Origin of the sequence: Shewanella sp. KX20019, from assembly GCF_016757755.1 — a bacterium.
Taxonomy (GTDB): domain Bacteria; phylum Pseudomonadota; class Gammaproteobacteria; order Enterobacterales; family Shewanellaceae; genus Shewanella.
Genome location: NZ_CP068437.1, coordinates 1,130,547 through 1,150,591, shown reverse-complemented (window position 1 = coordinate 1,150,591; position 20,045 = coordinate 1,130,547). Strand labels below are relative to the sequence as shown.

Genomic DNA, 20,045 nt, shown 5'->3' with positions numbered 1-20,045 from the left:
ACTATGGAAAGAGTAATACCAATTGCATTAGGTATTTAATCAATTCAGAAGCGCTCAAGCTTTTCAATTCAAGGCGCATTGACGACAGAATGGTTATTCCCTTATGAGCCAATGCAAAGCAGAAGTGGAATGCGTGAGCGCTTCCCGTAGGGTGGGTTTCAAAGCGCTGCATGCTACGCCGAAAACTCTTGATATAGAATAACTATTAGCTTCAAGTTCCCGGCTTGCCTTCATCGCTTTGAATTCCCACTGAATGAACAGATACTTAATGCAATTGGTATAAACCAATTGCATTCGCTAGACTGCCTATCAAAAAATGTCATAAGGAAGCATACTAAATGAACTGGTAACACTGAAGTGGCTCGTAACCAAACAGCATAATAGGGCTAATGCCTAAAATTAGAGAGGCTAGATAATGAACATAATGAAACAAACCTTATTAACCTGCATTCTATCACTACCGCTACTCACCCTATCGGGATGCAGTTCGACCCCTAAGAATGATTACGATCTTAATTACGACTTCTCTCAGTTAAAGACCTTTTTACAAGTAGAGCCGGTGCAAACGACCGATCCGCTCAGTGCAGCAAGAATTCAGCAATCTATTGCTGCCTCGCTGACCACGCAAGGGTTTATCCAGCAAGATGAAGCCGCTGACTTTATCGTGACTTATGGCTTTAGAGTGGATGATAAGCCAAAGGATTCAGGCTTTTCTATTGGACTAGGGGCGGGATCATGGGGTAGTTCTAGTGGCGCATCAATCGGTACCAGTGTTGATGTTCCTGTCGGTAGCGATAGCGCTAAAATCCAGACTATTCAAATTGATATTGTCGACCCGCAAACACAGAAGTTGATTTGGCGCGGCAGTGACACGTTTTCTTTTGATGACGGCGGCGAAGAAAAGGCGCAGGAGACCAATCTCACCGTCAGTAAAATATTGGCACAATTCCCACCGCAGAAAAAACCATAACCGCCATTGAATTTCAGACATTAAAAAAGGACGCTAAGCGTCCTTTTTTGTTGCAAATATTATTCAGAATTAATGTGCGTGTGCAGCACTTGCTTCTTCTGCAGCTGGAGCATCCGCTTTTTGAATATCTAACAACTCAACTTCAAATACTAACGTAGAGTTAGCAGGGATAGTTGCTGTGTCACGATCGCCGTAAGCAAGTTCTGCTGGGATAACAAACTTAAACTTAGCACCTACAGACATTAGCTGTACGCCTTCAGTCCAACCAGGAATAACGCGGTTAAGTGGGAACGTAGCTGGCTCGCCACGAGCAACTGAACTGTCAAATTCAGTACCATCAGTTAGTGTACCAACATAATGAACTTTAACAGTATCAGCCGCAACAGGCTTCTCACCAGTACCTTCAGTTAACACTTCGTACTGCAAGCCAGACTCTGTCGTTACAACACCGTCTTTAGCTTTGTTTGTTTCAAGGTATGCAGCGCTATCAGCCAAACTCTTCTCTGCAAGTGCAGCCGCCTTTGTTTGACGCTTTTCGTTAAGCTTCTCGTCAAGAGTTTGCAATACTGTTTGCATCTCTTCTTGAGTAAGCTTTAGCTCGCTGTTCAAGCCTTCGCTGAAACCAGTCACAATTAGGTCTCTGTCTACAGCAAAACCGAGTTCCTCTTGCTCCTTGATATGGCCAGCCATATAAGTACCAATTGACGCGCCAACGCTGTAGGCTTCTTTTTGCGCTTCAGTTTTCAATTCAACAGGAGCGGCAACTGCTTCTTGCTCTTGATTACAAGCACTAAGACCAACAACGGCCAAAGCCACTAGTGAATATTTATAAATAGATTTCATTTAAAGCTTCCTCAGCATCTACACGTGGTTACTATAACCTTTACTTTTATTAGGCGAACCACTTTATACTAGTTAAATAGGTTATTCCAATCTGATTAGATAAAAGCAACGCCACCGTGATTCAACGCTCTTTTTCAATACAGATTAATATATTACCTACATTGCCTGTCATTAGCCTGAACGACTATGGCACTTGGACAAACAAAGATTCATTTAAAAGACAACATTGAGTTAAACAAGTTCATTGCCTTGCCATAACTGCGGTTAATTAACGCTCTTTTTTACGTTTAACCCTTACTGTGTCATAAGAATTGAGCTAATAGCCGATATTGTTAGATAAGTCGTTAAAGCGCCTATCCCCAAATATACCGAGCCGTTGTATACTCGAGCGATAATCAAAGGTAGCTGCAATGAGCATTTGCCAATCCATCAGAGGTAAACGTGGATAATATAGAATACAGAGTTGAAGAGTTAGAGATGAAGATGGCGTTCCAAGACAGTACGATCGAGGAGCTAAACCAGCAAGTCATCAAGCTTAATGAGGTGGTGGCAATACAACAGGAGCAGATACGTTTATTGCTCAATAAACTGCAGTCAGCAGAACCGAGCAATATGGCATCCCAAGCGGACGAAACACCACCGCCGCACTTTTAGCTGCCAGTGGCTAACAACAGCAACTAGATTAATAATCTTAAACTTATACTGTAATAATCGTTATGCATTCATGTTACGTTCAGATTTGATATGTTTAAAATACACTTGTATCAATGGAATTTGTAAGTTTATATAAATTCTCATCGCAAATTATTTTTATCATTTATAATGCATTTTAGTGCTCTATCCACTCCCCTGAGCTAACAAGGAAGCCAATGCAATTAGCACACATTACCGAGACGTTAGCATGAGAAGTATCTTATTGCTGGCGTCCATGATGCTAAGTTTAAGTGGATGTGCATTCAACAGCGTATTCATTAACTACCCTTCTCAGATTGCGCCGCTAAAAGCGCAGCTCAATTCTGCAACGCCGCAACAAGCGGCCAAAATTGTAGCATCTGAAGTGAGTAGTGCTGATGGCCTGCTCTACGCTCAGGAAGCTGGTCGTTCGGCACAGATAGCGGGGGATTTCGATGGCAGTAAAATCTTCTATCAACAAGCTGCCAATGCCTATCGGGTGTTTGACGATAAAGCTAAGCTCAGCTTAAGCGATGCTGGAGCTACAGCCACGAGCCTGTTCATCAATGACAACGTAATCCCCTACCGCGGCCCTGGTTACGAGCGAGTTATGCTCCATCAATATCAAGCACTTAACTATCTTTTCAGTGGTGATGCGGAAGGTGCGTTAGTGGAAGTACGTCGCAGTAATGAACTACAAAGTTCAGAGCAAGCGCGCTATCAAAAGTCTAATAAGTCTGTGCAAGCGATGGCAAACGGCACCATTGACGCCGAAGTCAGTAAACTCGGTAAAGCCGCCGGAAGTACCACCAGCTCATTTTTAAATGCCTATAGCTACTACACCACTGGTATGCTGCATGAAATTTTGGGTGAACCTAATGATGCTTATATCGACTATCGCAAAGCAGCGCAAATATCGCCAAATAACCCATACTTACAGAAGGATTTAGTCAGACTGGCCAAGCAATTATCGATGCCACAGTATGACGAATTTAAAAAACGTTGGGGCGACGCCATATTGCCGCAGAAGGAAGAGGGCCAAGTTATCGTTATGCTAGAGCGTGGCTTTGTACCTGAAAAGAAAAGTCTAACCGTGCCTTTTACCATTCATGGTAACTGGCAAACAGCGTCACTGGCGACATACTTACCAACCAATCAAACTGTGAGAGACGGACGCATACAAGGACTCGGCACAGTGTTAGTTACGGCGCCCATAGCCAACATTGATGCATTAGCGATTACCGCGCTTAAAGAAGATCTCCCCGCCGCACTTGTGAGGCAAGCTGCGCGGATATACGCGAAATCAGAGATGGCACAAAGCGTGGAAAGTGACAGTAAACGCCGCAACAATCAAACCGATTATGCAGCCATTGCAATGCAGATATTTAACGTCATTACAGAGCAAGCCGACAGACGTAGCTGGCTAACCTTGCCACAACAAGCCCAAATTGCCCGCACTTATGTAAAGGCTGGTAACTACTCCGTTAAGCTCGATAATGCAGCACCAAACTCGATTGAGGTAAAAAGTGGCCGAACCACACTTATTTGGGTCATTGATACTGGCAATTACACCCGTTTTTATTCAATAATCATTTAGCAATCACTTGTATGGAACTCACTATGAAACATTTAAAAGTTATTTTTATTCTCGCGGCAGCCATCGGCTTGTCAGCGTGCCAATCGAAAGTTGAATATGGTGATGCCACTGAAGTGGAAACCGTCAATGAGAACTTTGGCTCAACCGATCTGCAGGCAATTGCGGCTAAGATGGTCGATAGCATGCTAACTTTCCCACCGGTTGTCGCGCTTACCGCTAACGATCGTCCTATTATGTTTGTCGATAAAGTGAAGAACAAAACATCTGAGCATATCGATACAGAATCGGTAACCGACTCAATTAGTAATAAATTATTACGCTCAGGCAAGTTCCGTTTTATCGACATGACTAAAGTAGACTCTGTCCGTAAGCAACTGGATTATCAAAACAATTCAGGTATGGTTGATCCATCAACTGCGATTAGCTTCGGCCGTCAAATTGGCGCACAGTACATGCTTTATGGCAACCTATCGAGCATCGTTAAAGAAGATGGCAGCACTAAAGACGTTTACTACAAGATGACAATGCGTTTGATGGATTTGGAAACAGGCCTTATTGAATGGTCTGATGAAAAAGAGATCCGCAAAGTTAAGTCGAAGTCTTTCCTAGGCCTGTAATGTCCTACTAGCAGCGCACCATTAATAAAGCCAGCATCTCGCTGGCTTTTTTATTGATCCAAGAAAGCTTATTTTAACTTCTGCACCACGCTGAAATAGGGTACGGTATCGAGCTCTCTCTACTAGCACTAAATCGCTTATTAAAAGGATGCTGTTTTGAACCTGCTTCATACTGCTTTAGTTATTATAATCTCAGTTGTACTTGCGGCCTGTAATTCAACGCCTCGTGAGCCCCTGTCATCACGAGATGCCTCCCCCTACATTAGCCAACAGTCAGCGGCAATGCGCTCAGCTAGGATCTCAGACGTACATTACGAGTTAGACTTTACCTTAACGGGGGGTACGCGGTTCTCAGCCACTACAAAGGTCGATTTTAACCTTAGCGATACCAGCAAAGCGCTGACACTCGATCTCAATCAAGCAACGATCAACCACTTTAGTATTAATGGCAAAAAGGTTTACCCAAACTATAACCACAGCTTTATAACCCTTAATCCTGGCTTGTTAGTGAGTGGTAGAAACACGGTTGAAGTGCAGTTCACTCGTGCCCATAGCACCAACGGTGAAGGACTACATCGTTTTATCGATCCGGTTGACGACAAGGTCTACCTTTATTCACATTTTGAACCCGCTGCCGCTCAGCAGATGTTCGCTGTTTTTGACCAGCCGGATCTCAAAGCGACCTTTACCCTATCGGTTACCGCCCCAAAAGAGTGGACAGTTATCAGTGCGATGCGAGAAACATCCACAACACCGCACGGCGATACTCGTCAATGGCAGTTTCCGCAATCGCCTAAGTTGAGTCCCTATAACTTCTCGATGCATGCCGGCCCCTATCACCAGTGGACCGATAATAGTGGCCAATATCCACTGCGCCTATTTGCGCGGCAATCTGTTGCAGACCAAGTCACACCACAAGACTGGTTTACGTGTACTCAGCAAGGGCTTACATTTTTCGACGACTATTTTGGCATCCCCTACCCGTTTAAAAAGTATGATCAATTGCTGGTGCCAGATTTTCTTTATGGTGCCATGGAAAATGCAGCCGCTATCACCTTCAGTGAAAGTCGCTTCCTATTTAATAGCGATATGACCGCCACCCAAAAACAGCGCCTAGCGGGCGTGATTATGCATGAGATGGCACATCAGTGGTTTGGTAATCTGGTGACGATGAAATGGTGGAATGGTTTGTGGCTAAATGAAAGTTTTGCCTCATTTATGGGCACACTTGCTACCGCAGAAGCCACGGAGTTTACCCATGCCTGGCGAACCTTTTATGCCAATAATAAGCAAAGTGCTTATCACTTAGATAGCCAAGCCAGTACTCACCCTATTGAGGTCCCCGTCGCCACGACACAGAATGCCTTCGATAATATCGACGCAATAACCTATTCGAAAGGCGCGTCGACCCTAAACCAACTTAACCACCTTTTAGGAGAAAAAGCGTTTCAAACTGGAGTACAGAATTATCTGACTCAATACAGTTATCAAAATGCTGAGCTCAACGACTTTATTAAAAGCCTAGGAAAGGCTGCCAATAGAAATCTCACCACCTGGAGTCAGCAGTGGCTTTATGAAGCTGGCGTTAACAGTATTCAAGCCAGCTTTAGTTGTGAAAGCGGTCGTATTACACAATTTATCCTTAAGCAGTCTGCTGCGAGTGATGTGCTACCGACCTTGCGTGAACAGCATGTTCAAATAGGTCTGTTTACTAAAGGCCGTAATCGACTGCATCACAATATCAGTATGCCAGTGACTTATAGCGGCAGCACCACCAATGTCACCAGTCTTGTGGGGATGCATTGCCCCGATCTCGTCTACCCCAATTATCAAGACTGGGGCTTTGTAAAAGTGAATTTAGATCCGGTTTCATTTAAGACAGCAAAGCAAAGTTTGCGCTTGGTAAAAGATCCGCTATTACGCTCCATGTTGTGGCAAAGTTTGTGGGATAGCGTTGAAGAGGGCAACCTTTCACTGAACGATTATATCGGCACTGTGCTGGTTAATTTACCAGGCGAGACTGATTACACCATTGTAGGTCAAGTACTTGCAAGCTTATCTAAAACACGTGTTTATCTTGACAAGATGGATCCCATCAACCAGCGTTATGCAAAAAAAGCCATTAGAGCCATTGAGCAGATGAGCCTTAGAAAGGTGATGATAAATAGCAATGATCGTGACTTTCAGCGACGTTGGTTTAACAACTACATCGCCTTTGCACGCAGCCAAGATGCTCTGAATAACATCGATGCGATGCTTAACGATAAAGCGAGTATTAAAGGTTTAGTGTTGGATCAAGATCTTCGTTGGGCCATGATCAATCACTTAAATCGCTATGATCATCCAAGTGCCATGTATTGGCTACGTAAAGAGCGTGAGACCGACACGAGCGATGCTGGTCAGAAATCTGCACTTGCCGCCGAAGTATCTCGCCCTGACGCATTGAAGAAACGTCAGTGGTTAACCCGCATTCAGCAGCAAACGAATCTGCCGTTCTCCAAACAACGCACCATAATGGCGAACCTTTACCCCAGTGAGCAAAAGTCCCTGAGCGCAGTAACCGCGGAGCAGCGACTAACAACACTCGCGTTACTCGACAAAGATAAAGGCCCGGTATTTATGCGCAGTTACGCTAAATACTTAATCCCTACAGATTGCAGCTATGGCAACGTCAGTGCATTACAAAACTTGCAGGCTAACAACAAACAATTGTCTGACAGTACGACACGGGCACTAAAAGAAGCGATTCAGCAGCAGCAAAAATGCTTACTGATAAAATCAAATATGAGTCGATAGCAGCACAATGGGCTATCCATAAAAAAGCCACCTCTGCGGTGGCTTTGACATTTAACCTACGCAATCATCCGACTGAATTGGTTGTGTGGCTAAATTTATTAAGTCGTTAGAGACTTATACAAACAAATGTTTGATGTTCTTTAAATCGCCCTTTCCTTCTGCGAGCTCTTCAATAGAAAGGCCTGAGACTTCATGGGGGAACACTAACCACTCTTCAGATTCATGAATATAGTAATCAGGTTTTAATGGCACGGTCGTGTTTTTAGGTTTGTAATAAGGACAAGCAATACGCACATCTTTTGGCATATTAAAACGCATCAATTCACTTAATTTGTCTTTAAGCGCATGGACACTGCGGCCAGAATCAAAGACGTCATCAACAATCAACAAACCGTCACCCGCATTGGCATTTTCAACAATATAGTGCAAACCATGTACTTTAATCTGCTTACTTTGTTGATTAATGCCATAGTAAGAGGAAGTACGTACTGCGATATGGTCAGTTTCTACTTTTTTGAAGTCAAAATACTCCTGCACGGCGATACCGATTGGTGCGCCACCACGCCAAATGCCCACAATAAACTGCGGACGAAAGCCACTTTCATAAACCTGTGCCGCTAAACGAAAAGAATCCTCTAGTAATTCTTGCGCCGTAATAAAGCATTTCTCTGACATCTGACTGTCCCCATCTTGGTATAGTTATCTTATTTTGGGTCTCAAAATGCAGTTGATGGCAGCTATTCCAAACTCTGAAATAGGACCTTGCTAGCGATCTCGCAGCTCAACTGTTTAAAGTGTAGGCACCCACCCGATTTTGGAGGCGAATTTTATACTAAAAACAGCACTAATGCTGTAAAAAAGCAGCAAAGTTGTGGTTTATCGCAACCAAATTAAATAACAGTTACAAGTATCCAGCTCAAAATATCACTTTATATAAGCAGCAATGGGCTCGTCTAATCATAAAAATTTCAGCAGCCTAGCAGGTTATTTAAACCATGAAGAATGAAACGATATTTAGTGAATATACCCACACACACAAAAACGGCTACCTATGGGTAGCCGTTGGCTAAAGCCTGATTAAAAGCTCACTAAGAGAGCATTAGACTGCGACTAAACTTGCGACTCCAGCTTTGGTGACCATAGAGTGATTACGCTCAGTGTCTTCGACAAAACCGCGAGTAACTATGGTATCGACATAACGCCAATCACTGCGTACCTCTTCGTGAGTGAAGGTTAATGTGAGTAAGCCTCGATTCATCAAGTTGGCATACTTTAAGTTATCAACCAAGCCGAGGATAGCCTCTTCTGTCGCCGGAATATCCTTAGCATCAATGCCTAAGTAATATTCAAGTCCTGGTGATGATACCGAGCTGGTCGCAAACTCAACCCCGACCGCATCACCTGCAGCATCTTTAAGCTCATTAGCCCATGCATTATGAGTATCACCAGCGATCACAACGAGGTTCTTCGCCAACGACTTTGCCGTCGCGAGTATCACTTCACGCTCATAGGCATAGCCATCCCATGCATCTAAATTGTACGGAATAGATGGTAGTTGTAGCAGTGCCATCGCCTCAGGCGTTAACTTGTGGCCATAAAACTGCAGATATTTAAGCTCATCTGCGGTTAACGTCGGATCGCCAGCTTGTGCTCTTGCAGCAAACCCTGCCAGCGCGGCTAATTGTCCAAACTCTGGTATAGACAATTGTTGAGTTGCAATCGCCGCCGGTAACATCATCTGTCCCATTAACACCTGTTGGCCAAGTACTTGCCACTTTGCAGTTGAGGTTAGCAGCGTTGATTGCAACCACGTTTGCTGTTCCTGCCCAAGCACGGTTCTATTGGTATCGGTAACATCCGCCATAAAACGTGCACTGTCGAGCCCACCGGTAGCAGGATCTATATAGTCTGGGTATTCGAGTGGTTTATCTCGGCCCAGTAGTCGGGTATCTAACATATGTAGGTCGACAAGATCACCAAATTGAAAGCTGCGATAGATCTCTTCATGATTGCCTTCTCTCCAAGGACGAATTGGTAGCCATTCAAAGTAGGCTTGTAATGCCCCTTCCTTACGAGCATCAAAATCACCTTCGTTATCATTATGGTTTTCAGCGCCTTCACGCCAGCTATCATTAGCAACTTCATGATCATCCCAAACCGTAATAAAGGCCGCTTTGGCATGCAGCTTTTGCAGACTCAAATCACTACGATATTGGCCATAACGAGTACGGTAGTCGGATAAGCTAAATAGCTCACCTTCTGGTAATACCTCGCGTCCGAGCTCTGCAGCACGCTCACTGGCATACTCACCGCGAGCGTATTCATAAATATAATCACCTAGATGAATAACCGCATCCAAGTCATCCATTCTCGACGCCATCTCATAGACATTAAAATAACCCGCTGGGAAGTTGGCACAAGACAACACGGCAAACTTTGCTTGCGCCAGCGCGCCCTGTGGCAAGGTTTTAGCCATACCTATCGCTGACATATTTTTGCCTGCCTTGAAACGATAATAATATTGGCTTCCGGCCTCAAGCCCCGTGGCATCGATTTTTACGGTGTAGTCTCTATCACTATTGGTGATCATTTCACCGTTAGTAATCACCTGACTAAATGCACTATCGGTGGCGACTTCCCAAGTCACCTTAATGTCTCCAGCAGACTGAGGTGTCACACGGCTCCATAAAATAACGGCATCATGGCTTGGATCTCCGCTGGCGACACCGTGTAAGAACTCAGCTGTAATCACATTTTCGTCATCGTCACTGCTACAGCCCATGAGGCCATATGAAACTACTGCAGCGCCAACACCCTTGGCAGACATGGCTAAAAAATCTCTTCGTGAAAAAGGTCGTTTCATTATTATTATTCCCTTAATATTGCTCTATTTTAGTGGTACGAGGTCTAATGAGTCGAGATGGTAAACCGCCACTATTACACATATGTGACATTTTGGTAAAGCATTTGTTAATGTGAATTATGAATGTGTCTTCATGATTGCTGTTTCAAATGAAACGGTAAACTTAAAGAGGAAATGCCTGTGTTTGATACATGCTATAGTATTGATAAGATGATGTTTATGTGGAATTTATGCTTCCAGGTAGTTTAAAAAAAACGGTATCACGCTGAATAAAGAAGCCCACCTAAATAGGTGAGCATTCGCCTACAAGGTAAGCATTTTTAACTATTCACCACCTACAAGTGCGCCTTCAATGACAAAAGCATTGTTGGTGTCGTTCAGCAGAGCAACACCTAAGCATTTACCCGCTGTATCGGTGATCAATAACCGATCACCTAACTTCCAAAATGCCTCTGAATATGACTCGCCTTTTGTTAATGAGGCATACTTATCATCGTACTTGGTACCTGAAGTTTTACTGACCCAATACAATTCAACTTCAGTATCAGTGTTATTTGCTACCGTTAAATCTTCAGCATTTTTGGTCGATGTGGTGTATTTCTCCAGCAAATTACAGTTGCCAATGCTGCCTTTGGCTGGCCAATAGGGCATATAGGGCTCAACCTCAGCGATTATTTCCATTGGATCTGGCAATGCAACAGTACAATCAGCACCAGAACATACCGACAGATAAACATCAACGATATCTGCACCAGCAAAGCTATCTCCTGCGACGATGTAATACTTACCAGCAGTCGGCGTAGCAATAGTCACTGACTCTTCATTACTGCCCCCTGTGACGGACTCTTTTGTAGCAGAGCCAGAATCACTAGGATGATAAGCAGCACCTTGGTTCACCCACAAATCGATATCAGCCGATCCGCCGGAGGTAGTGACGGTAATAGAGTCTGTTCCAGCTGGTACATCAACAGAATACAAACGGCCACTACGGCCACTGAGTTGGGTATATTCACCTACAGTCATTGGCGTCGCGCTAGCAACATAATCAGCTCGCAGCTGGCCTGCATACCAAGTCTCGAATTCAGCTTGGTTATCAATTGCGACTTGTGTGAGCAGTGTGGCTAACTCATTCCAATCACCTGCACGCATATGCGTCAGGATTTGCGTCACTATTGTCGGTTTTTGTTCTAATAAAAATGTAACGGCCAACTGGCCCCAACTGTAGGGTTCATCGCCATTAAAGATCTGCTCTAAACTGTATTTACTCGACTCGTTAGCGGTGATCATATTTTGGTACGGGTTGTTATAATGAACACCTATATACTCAGCTAAGCCTTCACCCCACCATTTAAAGTCTTTAGATTCATTATATTCTCCTTGTTTGTTAAATCGAGCATCTAATGCATGGGTGTACTCATGCTTAAGTGAGCGAATGGTATATCTACCGCCATTCCATTCGAGGGCATTAAAGGTAAACACATCTGAGCGATGAGACCAACCTGTTGATTCAAATTCCAAATAAATACCTGAATCATTGTCGTTATAAAAAAGGTGCATCATCCAGAGTTCATGGTTTCTTTTACTTGAAAAAATATTAACATTAGCAACCTCATTTCTATCACCTGCAACACTATCACCAAATGCGGGCGAGATAGCCGCGCTCAAGGTGGCATCAAAACGGTCTTTAGTGTCCTTCAAAGCGACACACACCTCATCCGATTGTGCAGCAGTTAAATCTTGTCCTCGCACCTGTACATCAACCTCTTCGCATCGCTGGCTGCTGTTAAACAAAGTGGTGCTGGTATAAAGCGTGGCATCAACAGCTGCATTCGAAGCGCTCGCATCGACTAGAATATGGTACCTCCCAGGCTCAACATTATCGATAATGCAGTATTCATATTCATTTTTACCATAATATGAAACACAATCGAACTCACCTGTTTCACCTGCCGTTGCTTCTTCACCGGCTCTTACATACAGATCAGGATCGCCAATATTATTGCCATCCACTGACGCCATTAAACCAACTATCAAGGTCGGTGCAGCTTCCGTGACATCCACATGAAACGCTAGTGGTTCAGTTATCGAAATATGCTCAATCGATGAGTTAAGGGTGATTAGTCCGCCTTCAGGAGCTACAGGATCAGGTACGACTGGATCTGGGACAACGGGTGTTGGCGGAGTAACCGGCGCCGGTGCGTCATCTCCCCCTCCGCCACAAGCCGTCAAAGCTAAGCACAGCGAAATAGTCAATCCAGATAATCTAAGAGACATAATCAAACTCCTTATTGATAATATTTGTTCTTATTGGTGATGCTTTATCGCTAAAACAGCGTATTTGAACCAAAAAATACCACAAAGCATACAACATACCAATAAATATTATACAATATACAACCTGTAGTATTACCATCCAGTAGGTTGTTAGCAGCCTCAGCCGCTTTACAAAGTAGCAGTGGGTTAGAGAGATGAAGTCAGTAAGAGGGTCACAGCAAATCAATAACCAGACAAGAAGTGGCCGGCACTATAAATTCACTCGTTTTGCCGTGAGATTAGCGGCGTGAACAGATAGTGCACACTATAGGAGCGTGATCAGTACTGTGGCTATCACGATCAAACTGAGGATTAATTAGATGGCGGTCTTCAGTATGATAATGTCTCACCTCTGCGGTGCTGGTGTGAAAAGCGGGGTTGAAGTCTTGTGACAGTAAAATGTAATCAAGTACATTACCTTGGCCGCCATAATAGTGTGTCGCTTGCCTCTGGGAGCTAATCACCTCCTCATCTGAAGTTGCTGTATCGTTAGCCGCAGATACATTTTGACAATACAGTTGGTAGGCGTCTGTAAGTGGGTAGCTTGCAAGCTCACCCAAACCATTTTTTTCAAACCTCAACTCTTTAGCGGTTAAAAAAGAGAGCGGCTGACTGTTCAGTTCATCATTAAAGTCGCCCATTAATATCATCGCATTTTGCGTTTTTACACGACGCTGCATCATGCTGTGAAATAGTAATGCCGCTTCACTGCCTCTTTGAATGCTTGACGCCCACTGCCCCAGAACATTACGCCCCAATAACTCGCCATAATTGGCACTTAGTGCAACTGCAGTGGTAGGCGGTGGCAGCTCGTCCATTGATGGCCGCTTAGATTTGAAATGCACCACGTAGATATCACAATGACCGATATCAGGCAGCACCACAGTCACTCGCAGTGGTTTACGGCTGTAGTTAAAGTTACTTGCAAGCCCGAGTGCTTCTGCATAAGGTTTATCAACTGCGATTGAAACCACCTCTTCGAAAGCAAACTTAGAGGCGATTGCGACTACCGGATCCCGACAGATAAAATCATCAACAACACTAGGCTCATCCACTACCGCGAAGTGACTTAATCCAGCGCTGCGAGCTTGTTCGGCCAGTGCTTGTGCTGAAAATACCTCTTGAAAACCTATGATGTCCGGTTGATGTTCAGTCAAAAACTCATTCAGCCAATGCTGTTTCTTTGCCCATTGTTCACCACTGTAGATGTTTTCAAAATCATAGTAGGCAAGTGGCGGCTCTAGGTAGTTAAACAGATTAAAGCTGGCGACCTTTACCGTTAAAGGCGTGAGCTCTACTTGTTCAATGTTTGATTTCAACGAGATCATTCCTTAAAGTATGGCGCTAGTGACTAACGGCCTTGTCAGCTCTTAACTTGAGGAGTAGTTGCATCAACAGAACGGCGATAGCACCCGCAACCACGCCAAAAATTGAATTTAAAATGCTTGGCGTGATAAAGGATAATACCGGACCGACAACAGACAAGCCCTCAACCCAAGTCGCCGCATGACTTATTTGCACGCTCACCCAGTGCAACCCGTGAGTTAATATACCGCCACCGACCATAAACATGGCAATGGTTCCCACTACAGACAGGGTTTTCATTAGGTAAGGGGCAAAACTCAATAACATATATCCCAAACGGCGCTTAAATCGAGCCGCTATGGTCTCCCCCTGGCGCTGACTTAAGTACAAGCCCGCATCATCAATTTTGACGATACCCGCCACTAAACCATAGACACCTATGGTCATCACAATAGCGATAAAACTCAAGGTGAAAAATTGAGTCGTTAAACTTTTCTCAGCGACAATTCCTAGAGTGATGGCAATAATCTCAGCTGAAAGCACAAAGTCGGTTCTAATTGCACCTTTAACTTTTGCCTTTTCATACTCTTTGAGATCAGCAATCACCTCTTGCGGTTGTTCGCTCACGATTTGAGGTTGTTTATTAGCTTGATAGCCATGGTAAATTTTCTCAAAACCTTCAAAACATAAGAACAATCCACCGAGCATTAGTAACGGTATCACTGCCCAAGGGACAAAGGCACTGATCAGCATGGCTGCAGGTACTAAGATGCACTTATTCTTAAATGATCCAACCGCGACCGCCCATACTACTGGTAGCTCTCTATCCGCAGAAACTCCGCTAACTTGCTGGGCATTTAAGGCTAGATCATCGCCCAATACCCCCGCAGTTTTACGCGCAGCCACCTTACTCATTACGGCAACATCATCCAAAATAGTGGCGATATCATCCAACAAGGTTAATAAACTTGCCCCTGCCATACATACTCCCTTTAATTATGCTCTTTGCGCTAAAAATCCATCTTAGATAAGGCTTCACCATACTGCTTGGCGATGTTAACTCACCTTAGCGACGGCTTAAGCTAACTTTTTATCCATAAAGGCAAGCTAATCACGATATAGCAACCTTGTCACTTTATACACGATTTTACTAAGGGAAAGACCATTAGCGGCAAACGATGCCTCGCCTACATGGATGTAGGTGCTTAGGTTCAGCCTGGAGCAATGAACCTGTGATTAAAGCCCATTACACTCCCATTGAATTCTGCATCTTCAGGTAAGATGGGGATAGAAGCAAATTTCAACCCCATCTTAACGGTTTAAAGCGTATACTAGCGCCAATATTTTTAACCTTCGCCTTTAAAAAAGGATGTCGTTATGACTCAAGATGAAATGAAAAAAGCCGCCGGTTGGGCAGCACTTCAATATGTAGAGAAAGATAGCATTGTTGGTGTCGGAACAGGTTCTACTGTAAATCACTTTATTGACGCACTTGCAACAATGAAAGCTGAGATCGAGGGCGCGGTATCGAGTTCTGAAGCTTCTACTGAGAAGATGAAAGCACTTGGCATTCCAGTATATGATCTTAATAGTGTCGACGACCTATCTGTATATGTTGACGGCGCTGATGAAATCAACGGCCATATGGATATGATTAAAGGCGGTGGTGCTGCGTTAACTCGCGAGAAAATCGTCGCTGCAGTCGCTGAAAAATTCATCTGTATTGTCGATAATACTAAGCAAGTTGATATCTTAGGTGAATTCCCTCTTCCTGTTGAGGTGATCCCAATGGCGCGCTCATATGTGGCACGCCAACTCGTTAAACTTGGTGGTGATCCCGTTTACCGTGAAGGCGTAGTCACTGATAACGGTAACATTATCTTAGATGTCTACAATATGAAGATCGTGAACCCAAAAGAGCTTGAAGAGAACATTAATGCTATCGTGGGCGTTGTGACTAATGGCTTATTCGCCATGCGCGGCGCCGATGTACTGTTAGTTGGAACGCCTGAAGGTGTTACAACCATCAAATAAATTAGCAACACATTACCATAGCTGTTAAGCGCTATGTTGTGAGTCTAATCTAGCCACAATACATTATTTGCTATTGTGGCTTTTTTTATGATTACCACCATTTTAAAAGCATAAAACGACCATCCTCCCCTGCTCAATGTGTTATCAGTCATTTTCATTGACTCGATAGTTAAAATCATAATTGCGATGCCAACAAGCAGCCGATAGACTGCATAGATGATGAATAGATAAGTCCCCCTATGCCGCAGCCAAGTATCACCGATATTGTTGAAGCCAGCTCGCCAAAAATCATTCGACAAGCGGTACGTGCTGCTCGCCGAGGTTTAAGCGATGAGCAACAGTCTGTTGACGCGAATACCGCCGCGGTCAAAGCCCTGCAAAAACTCAAACAGCTTAATGCTAGAAAGGTCGCTCTTTACCTAACAAACGATGGTGAGCTGGATACGCAAGCTTTAATAAAGATGCTTTGGCAGCACGGCGTACACGTGTATTTGCCCAGACTGCACCCCTTTACCGCTGGTAATCTTATCTTTCTACGCTATAACCAAAATACAGTTCTCGAGAGAAATTGCTTAGGCATTTGGGAACCAAGTTTAAATGTCAGCCAAATGATATTACCGCAGCAATTAGATGTAGTGATCACTCCACTTGTCGCCTTTGACATCGAAGGCAATAGAATGGGGATGGGCGGAGGCTATTACGATAGAACATTAGCGAACTGGAAAACCATCGGCAAACCTTTCCCCATTGGCTATGCTCATGATTGTCAGCAAGTCAGCAAGCTCCCAAGCGAACATTGGGATGTGCCACTGCCATTTATCATCACCCCGTCGCAAGAGTACTCATTTTAAGGCTTACATTTTAGTGAAAGTGAGCACAACTCCGTTTGTAATCCCCCTTGCTCTACCTCCACTCATAAAGCTAAACCTGCCAATCAATAGTGGCGCTGCCTCGCTGCTTAAGCAGCTGGTTTACATGAGAGAAATGCTTACAACCGAAAAAGCCTCGATAGGCAGATAATGGTGAAGGATGAGGGCCGGATACAATCTGGTGATGCTCGGCAGTTATGACTTTGCCTTTCTTTTTGGCATGAGCCCCCCACAACACAAAGATGATCGGTTGCGGCTGCTCATTAAGATGCAGCAACACATTCTGAGTAAATATTTCCCAGCCCGACTTAGCATGAGAGTGGGCTTTTCCTTGCTCGACGGTAAGCACTGTATTGAGCATTAACACCCCTTGCTGGGCCCACGTTAATAAGTTGCCATGTTCAGGAATAGTAAAACCCTCAATATCACTAGCCAACTCTTTATACATGTTCGCCAAAGAGGGGGGCACTTTTACCCCTTTTTGCACTGAGAAACATAACCCATGCGCCTGATCTGGCCCATGGTAGGGATCTTGCCCTATCAGTACCACTCTAACCTCACTTAGCGGCGTATATTCGAATGCTGAAAGTACCTGTTCTTTAGGCGGGAAAATCACTTTACCTGCGGCTCTCTCAGCCTCAACGAAGGCTTGTAGTGCGGTAAAGTAGTCTTGTTGCTGCTGTTGTTGAATAAAGGCTTTCCAGCTTAAATCAATAGCCATTGCTGATGCTCAGTAAAATGTTTTATTTATAGTAAGAGTTCACATTAGCGCGTGCAATCTGTTAAATCATTTATGACTAGGTAGAAGGAGCATAGTAATGAAAAATCTGCCGAAGTTATGTCACGACCATCAAAACTTAAATTCATAGTTAACTTATTGGTATTACGTGTTTCAAGTGTTAAAATGCCCGCTCACATTTCGCCCAGGACGGCCAATTCAATGTTGCATCTGTCAGCTTCCAAACCCCAATCTGGTTTCACTTTAATCGAACTTGTTGTGGTCATTATTATTCTGGGTATATTAGCAGTGGCTGCAGTGCCAAAATTTGTCAATATATCTGAAGATGCACAGGTATCAACGGTTAAGGCCACTGGCGGTGCATTCAAGTCAGGGCTTGATCTAGCACGCGCCGTGTGGGCTGTAAAAGTCGGCAGTGGTCCCGTTGAAGACTTACCAGTGTTCGGTACAAGCCAAGAAGGTGAGGTTGACTTTAACGCTAACGGCTGGCCAGCACAGCACTATTCTCAGGGTAATGAAGCGTCGCCTCAACTTGATAATGTTGAAGACTGTATCTCAGTATGGGAGGTATTATATCAAGGTGATGAGCCAAGCGTATCTGATAGTGCCAACACAGATGAAAGCCATTATAAGGCAACATACAGCGCAACCAACATTTGTACATACTACTATAGAGACAATACTAATCTCTCTATTCAGTACGATTCTAATTTAGGTTCAGTGACCGTAGACTCAGATCCTAGCAGTTAACATAAGCTAATATTGGCTCGGGGAAACAACTGAATAATGGATCTATTCGTGACAGAAAAAATACACTACCGTGGCTTTACGCTGATTGAGCTCCTTGTCGTTATCATCATCTTAGGCATCATTGCAGTGATCGCAATGGCTAAGTTTATTAACTTTAGACAAGACGCAGAGATAGCAACACATCAAGCGACTGCTGGCGCGTTTAAAGGGGGCATCACATTAGCGAATGTTAAGTGGGCCGCTGCAGGACATTCTGGTCCAGCCGACAACTTACAGGTTTTTGCTGGTGGTGCTTCAGGACAGTTGGATATTAACCTTTGGGGGTTTCCCGCACAAAACTACCCACCCTTTGAATCTAGTCCGCGGTTAAACAACAGCAACGACTGCATGTCTGTTTGGCGTACCGTATTAGAAGATGCCCCTATTGTTTCTAACTCAGCAAATAGCGCAAATGCGGTCTATCGAGCCGCTTACCAAGGGCCTGATCAATGTTTCTTTTACCTCCTTCCTGAACAGACGATGTCTATCTACTATGATTCTCGCGATGGCAGCGTTATTACCGATTCAGATCCCAATAGTTAATAACAATGCTCCCTTAAGTGTTAATTTGCGATAGAATCAGTGCCTAAGATCTCAATCATTAAGAGCATAAGCACAATGTCAGAAGCTAAAAAAGAAACCACCATTTTTGAAATAGCCGATCAATTCATTGCATTGGCCAACGAAATTTCAGCAAAAGAGAAAGATGTAGGAAAAGTTGGCACTGGAATGCGTTTCGCTGCAGCTCGTTTCAATGCATTTGAAGCATCGCTAAAATCTGCCGATCTAGCTGCAGAGAAGGATAATGCATTAGAATGGTTTAGCAACGAATACAAAGAAATGTTGAAAGACAATCTTGAAGATCATATTAAGCAGGCAGCTCAGTCTAAGACTGAAGAACCAGCATAAGGTAATTCGAGGTGGCGTTTAACGCCCAAAGAGTGTGAACAATAAAGCCATCATTTCTGATGGCTTTATTGTAACTAAAGTATTTTTTTACAAGGTCACGATTACCCTCATGGCGAGTAAAATCAATACGATGCCAGACAGCTTATCAATTAATGCCGCTTTTTCACGAAGCTTTGGCAACACAGCTGAATGTGATAAGACTAACGCAATCAAGGTATACCAAAGCCCATCAACAATCAGAGGCGTTAATACAATCAGTCCCTTGGCGGCCACATTATCAGCCACAGCGACAAACTGACTAAATAGTGCTAAAAAGAACAGCATAATCTTAGGATTAAATAACGAAATCGCTAAACCATCCCTCGCCGCCGTTAACGCATCACTCGATTTACCTGCAGCGAGTTTGTCAGACATGCCCCCTTTAGAACGCAGTGCTTGTACGCCCATATAAGCCAAATACAACGCACCTATGATGGCAATAGCATTAAATACCATTGGCGCTTTTTTCAGTATTACGGCAAGGCCCAGCAAAGTAACCAACGCATACACGCCAATGCCGATCGAGTGAGCCCATGCGCAGATAATCCCCTTCGTTCTCCCACCGCCAAGCGTGTGCCTAACCACCATCGCTAAGCTAGGCCCTGGAGACATAGCTCCCAAACAACAGATCGCTAGCAAACCTAACCATGTACTAAAGCTCATTGAATCCTTTACCTATTATGACTGTTA

18 protein-coding genes are annotated in these 20,045 nt (G+C 44.1%); 10 read left to right on the top strand and 8 right to left on the bottom strand.

What is annotated here, in order from left to right:
• The first annotated feature begins 415 nt into the window (after positions 1 to 415).
• Entirely contained in the window at positions 416 to 970 is a 555-nt protein-coding gene (locus JK628_RS05020; RefSeq protein WP_202288216.1) for a DUF4136 domain-containing protein, read from the top strand.
• A 69-nt stretch (positions 971 to 1,039) separates the two neighbouring features.
• On the opposite strand, the gene fkpA is transcribed toward JK628_RS05020, so the two are convergent.
• Entirely contained in the window at positions 1,040 to 1,813 is a 774-nt protein-coding gene (gene fkpA / locus JK628_RS05015) for an FKBP-type peptidyl-prolyl cis-trans isomerase (protein ID WP_202288214.1), read from the bottom strand.
• 441 nt (positions 1,814 to 2,254) lie between these two features.
• Here fkpA and JK628_RS05010 point away from each other — a divergent pair, with 441 nt between their 5' ends.
• The 4 genes from JK628_RS05010 (at position 2,255) to pepN (ending at position 7,495) form a co-directional block, all read left to right on the top strand.
• Positions 2,255 to 2,467 carry a SlyX family protein gene (locus tag JK628_RS05010; protein ID WP_202288213.1) on the top strand — a complete coding sequence of 71 codons (213 nt, stop codon included), beginning with the start codon at positions 2,255 to 2,257 and terminating at the stop codon, positions 2,465 to 2,467.
• 247 nt (positions 2,468 to 2,714) lie between these two features.
• A complete protein-coding gene (locus JK628_RS05005; protein WP_202288212.1) occupies positions 2,715 to 4,082 on the top strand; it encodes a COG3014 family protein in 1,368 nt (455 codons plus the stop codon).
• Between the two features lie 23 nt (positions 4,083 to 4,105).
• Positions 4,106 to 4,699, top strand: coding sequence for a penicillin-binding protein activator LpoB (lpoB, locus tag JK628_RS05000; RefSeq protein ID WP_202288211.1), 594 nt, complete (start codon positions 4,106 to 4,108; stop codon positions 4,697 to 4,699).
• Between the two features lie 156 nt (positions 4,700 to 4,855).
• Complete coding sequence (gene pepN / locus JK628_RS04995) at positions 4,856 to 7,495, top strand: aminopeptidase N (protein WP_202288210.1); 2,640 nt, start codon at positions 4,856 to 4,858, stop codon at positions 7,493 to 7,495.
• A 114-nt stretch (positions 7,496 to 7,609) separates the two neighbouring features.
• Here the strand turns inward: pepN and JK628_RS04990 are convergent, their stop codons facing one another.
• The 5 genes from JK628_RS04990 to JK628_RS04970 all read right to left on the bottom strand — a co-directional run bounded on the left by JK628_RS04990 (position 7,610) and on the right by JK628_RS04970 (position 14,957).
• Complete coding sequence (locus tag JK628_RS04990; RefSeq protein ID WP_202288209.1) at positions 7,610 to 8,170, bottom strand: phosphoribosyltransferase; 561 nt, start codon at positions 8,168 to 8,170, stop codon at positions 7,610 to 7,612.
• A gap of 424 nt (positions 8,171 to 8,594) precedes the next feature.
• Positions 8,595 to 10,358, bottom strand: coding sequence for an alkaline phosphatase D family protein (locus JK628_RS04985; RefSeq protein ID WP_202288208.1), 1,764 nt, complete (start codon positions 10,356 to 10,358; stop codon positions 8,595 to 8,597).
• Positions 10,359 to 10,682: 324 nt separating this feature from the next.
• Positions 10,683 to 12,632, bottom strand: a complete 1,950-nt coding sequence (locus JK628_RS04980) for a collagenase (RefSeq protein ID WP_202288207.1) — start codon at positions 12,630 to 12,632, stop codon at positions 10,683 to 10,685.
• Between the two features lie 278 nt (positions 12,633 to 12,910).
• The gene (locus tag JK628_RS04975; protein ID WP_202288206.1) at positions 12,911 to 13,999 is read right to left on the bottom strand and encodes an endonuclease/exonuclease/phosphatase family protein; all 1,089 of its coding nucleotides are present in this window, start codon (positions 13,997 to 13,999) and stop codon (positions 12,911 to 12,913) included.
• A gap of 16 nt (positions 14,000 to 14,015) precedes the next feature.
• Positions 14,016 to 14,957, bottom strand: a complete 942-nt coding sequence (locus JK628_RS04970; protein WP_202288204.1) for a DUF808 domain-containing protein — start codon at positions 14,955 to 14,957, stop codon at positions 14,016 to 14,018.
• 396 nt (positions 14,958 to 15,353) lie between these two features.
• Between JK628_RS04970 and rpiA the strand changes: the two genes are divergently transcribed.
• Both rpiA and JK628_RS04960 read left to right on the top strand, forming a co-directional pair.
• Complete coding sequence (rpiA, locus tag JK628_RS04965; RefSeq protein ID WP_202288202.1) at positions 15,354 to 16,010, top strand: ribose-5-phosphate isomerase RpiA; 657 nt, start codon at positions 15,354 to 15,356, stop codon at positions 16,008 to 16,010.
• Between the two features lie 239 nt (positions 16,011 to 16,249).
• Complete coding sequence (locus tag JK628_RS04960) at positions 16,250 to 16,861, top strand: 5-formyltetrahydrofolate cyclo-ligase (protein WP_202288200.1); 612 nt, start codon at positions 16,250 to 16,252, stop codon at positions 16,859 to 16,861.
• A gap of 70 nt (positions 16,862 to 16,931) precedes the next feature.
• Here the strand turns inward: JK628_RS04960 and ung are convergent, their stop codons facing one another.
• Entirely contained in the window at positions 16,932 to 17,600 is a 669-nt protein-coding gene (gene ung, locus JK628_RS04955; protein WP_202288198.1) for a uracil-DNA glycosylase, read from the bottom strand.
• A 219-nt stretch (positions 17,601 to 17,819) separates the two neighbouring features.
• Between ung and JK628_RS04950 the strand changes: the two genes are divergently transcribed.
• The 3 genes from JK628_RS04950 (at position 17,820) to JK628_RS04940 (ending at position 19,316) form a co-directional block, all read left to right on the top strand.
• Positions 17,820 to 18,368 (top strand): type II secretion system protein, encoded by a 549-nt coding sequence (locus tag JK628_RS04950; RefSeq protein ID WP_202288197.1) that lies wholly within the window; start codon positions 17,820 to 17,822, stop codon positions 18,366 to 18,368.
• Between the two features lie 48 nt (positions 18,369 to 18,416).
• Positions 18,417 to 18,950 (top strand): prepilin-type N-terminal cleavage/methylation domain-containing protein, encoded by a 534-nt coding sequence (locus tag JK628_RS04945; protein ID WP_237524142.1) that lies wholly within the window; start codon positions 18,417 to 18,419, stop codon positions 18,948 to 18,950.
• 75 nt (positions 18,951 to 19,025) lie between these two features.
• Entirely contained in the window at positions 19,026 to 19,316 is a 291-nt protein-coding gene (locus tag JK628_RS04940) for a DUF3144 domain-containing protein (protein ID WP_202288195.1), read from the top strand.
• An 87-nt stretch (positions 19,317 to 19,403) separates the two neighbouring features.
• On the opposite strand, the gene JK628_RS04935 is transcribed toward JK628_RS04940, so the two are convergent.
• On the bottom strand, positions 19,404 to 20,018 hold the full coding sequence (locus JK628_RS04935; protein WP_202288194.1) for a LysE family translocator: 615 nt from the start codon (positions 20,016 to 20,018) through the stop codon (positions 19,404 to 19,406).
• Between the last annotated feature and the right edge of the window lie 27 nt (positions 20,019 to 20,045).

Bases quoted from the DNA above. Each gene is read 5' to 3' on its own strand.
- lpoB (WP_202288211.1), top strand. From the start codon at position 4,106: ATGAAACATTTAAAAGTTATTTTTATTCTCGCGGCAGCCATCGGCTTG.
- JK628_RS04985 (WP_202288208.1), bottom strand. From the start codon at position 10,358: ATGAAACGACCTTTTTCACGAAGAGATTTTTTAGCCATGTCTGCCAAG.
- ung (WP_202288198.1), bottom strand. From the start codon at position 17,600: ATGGCTATTGATTTAAGCTGGAAAGCCTTTATTCAACAACAGCAGCAA.
- JK628_RS04960 (WP_202288200.1), top strand. From the start codon at position 16,250: ATGCCGCAGCCAAGTATCACCGATATTGTTGAAGCCAGCTCGCCAAAA.
- JK628_RS04990 (WP_202288209.1), bottom strand. From the start codon at position 8,170: ATGTCAGAGAAATGCTTTATTACGGCGCAAGAATTACTAGAGGATTCT.
- JK628_RS04940 (WP_202288195.1), top strand. From the start codon at position 19,026: ATGTCAGAAGCTAAAAAAGAAACCACCATTTTTGAAATAGCCGATCAA.
- JK628_RS05005 (WP_202288212.1), top strand. From the start codon at position 2,715: ATGAGAAGTATCTTATTGCTGGCGTCCATGATGCTAAGTTTAAGTGGA.
- JK628_RS04935 (WP_202288194.1), bottom strand. From the start codon at position 20,018: ATGAGCTTTAGTACATGGTTAGGTTTGCTAGCGATCTGTTGTTTGGGA.
- JK628_RS04970 (WP_202288204.1), bottom strand. From the start codon at position 14,957: ATGGCAGGGGCAAGTTTATTAACCTTGTTGGATGATATCGCCACTATT.
- JK628_RS04950 (WP_202288197.1), top strand. From the start codon at position 17,820: ATGTTGCATCTGTCAGCTTCCAAACCCCAATCTGGTTTCACTTTAATC.
- fkpA (WP_202288214.1), bottom strand. From the start codon at position 1,813: ATGAAATCTATTTATAAATATTCACTAGTGGCTTTGGCCGTTGTTGGT.
- JK628_RS04975 (WP_202288206.1), bottom strand. From the start codon at position 13,999: ATGATCTCGTTGAAATCAAACATTGAACAAGTAGAGCTCACGCCTTTA.
- JK628_RS05020 (WP_202288216.1), top strand. From the start codon at position 416: ATGAACATAATGAAACAAACCTTATTAACCTGCATTCTATCACTACCG.
- rpiA (WP_202288202.1), top strand. From the start codon at position 15,354: ATGACTCAAGATGAAATGAAAAAAGCCGCCGGTTGGGCAGCACTTCAA.
- JK628_RS04980 (WP_202288207.1), bottom strand. From the start codon at position 12,632: ATGTCTCTTAGATTATCTGGATTGACTATTTCGCTGTGCTTAGCTTTG.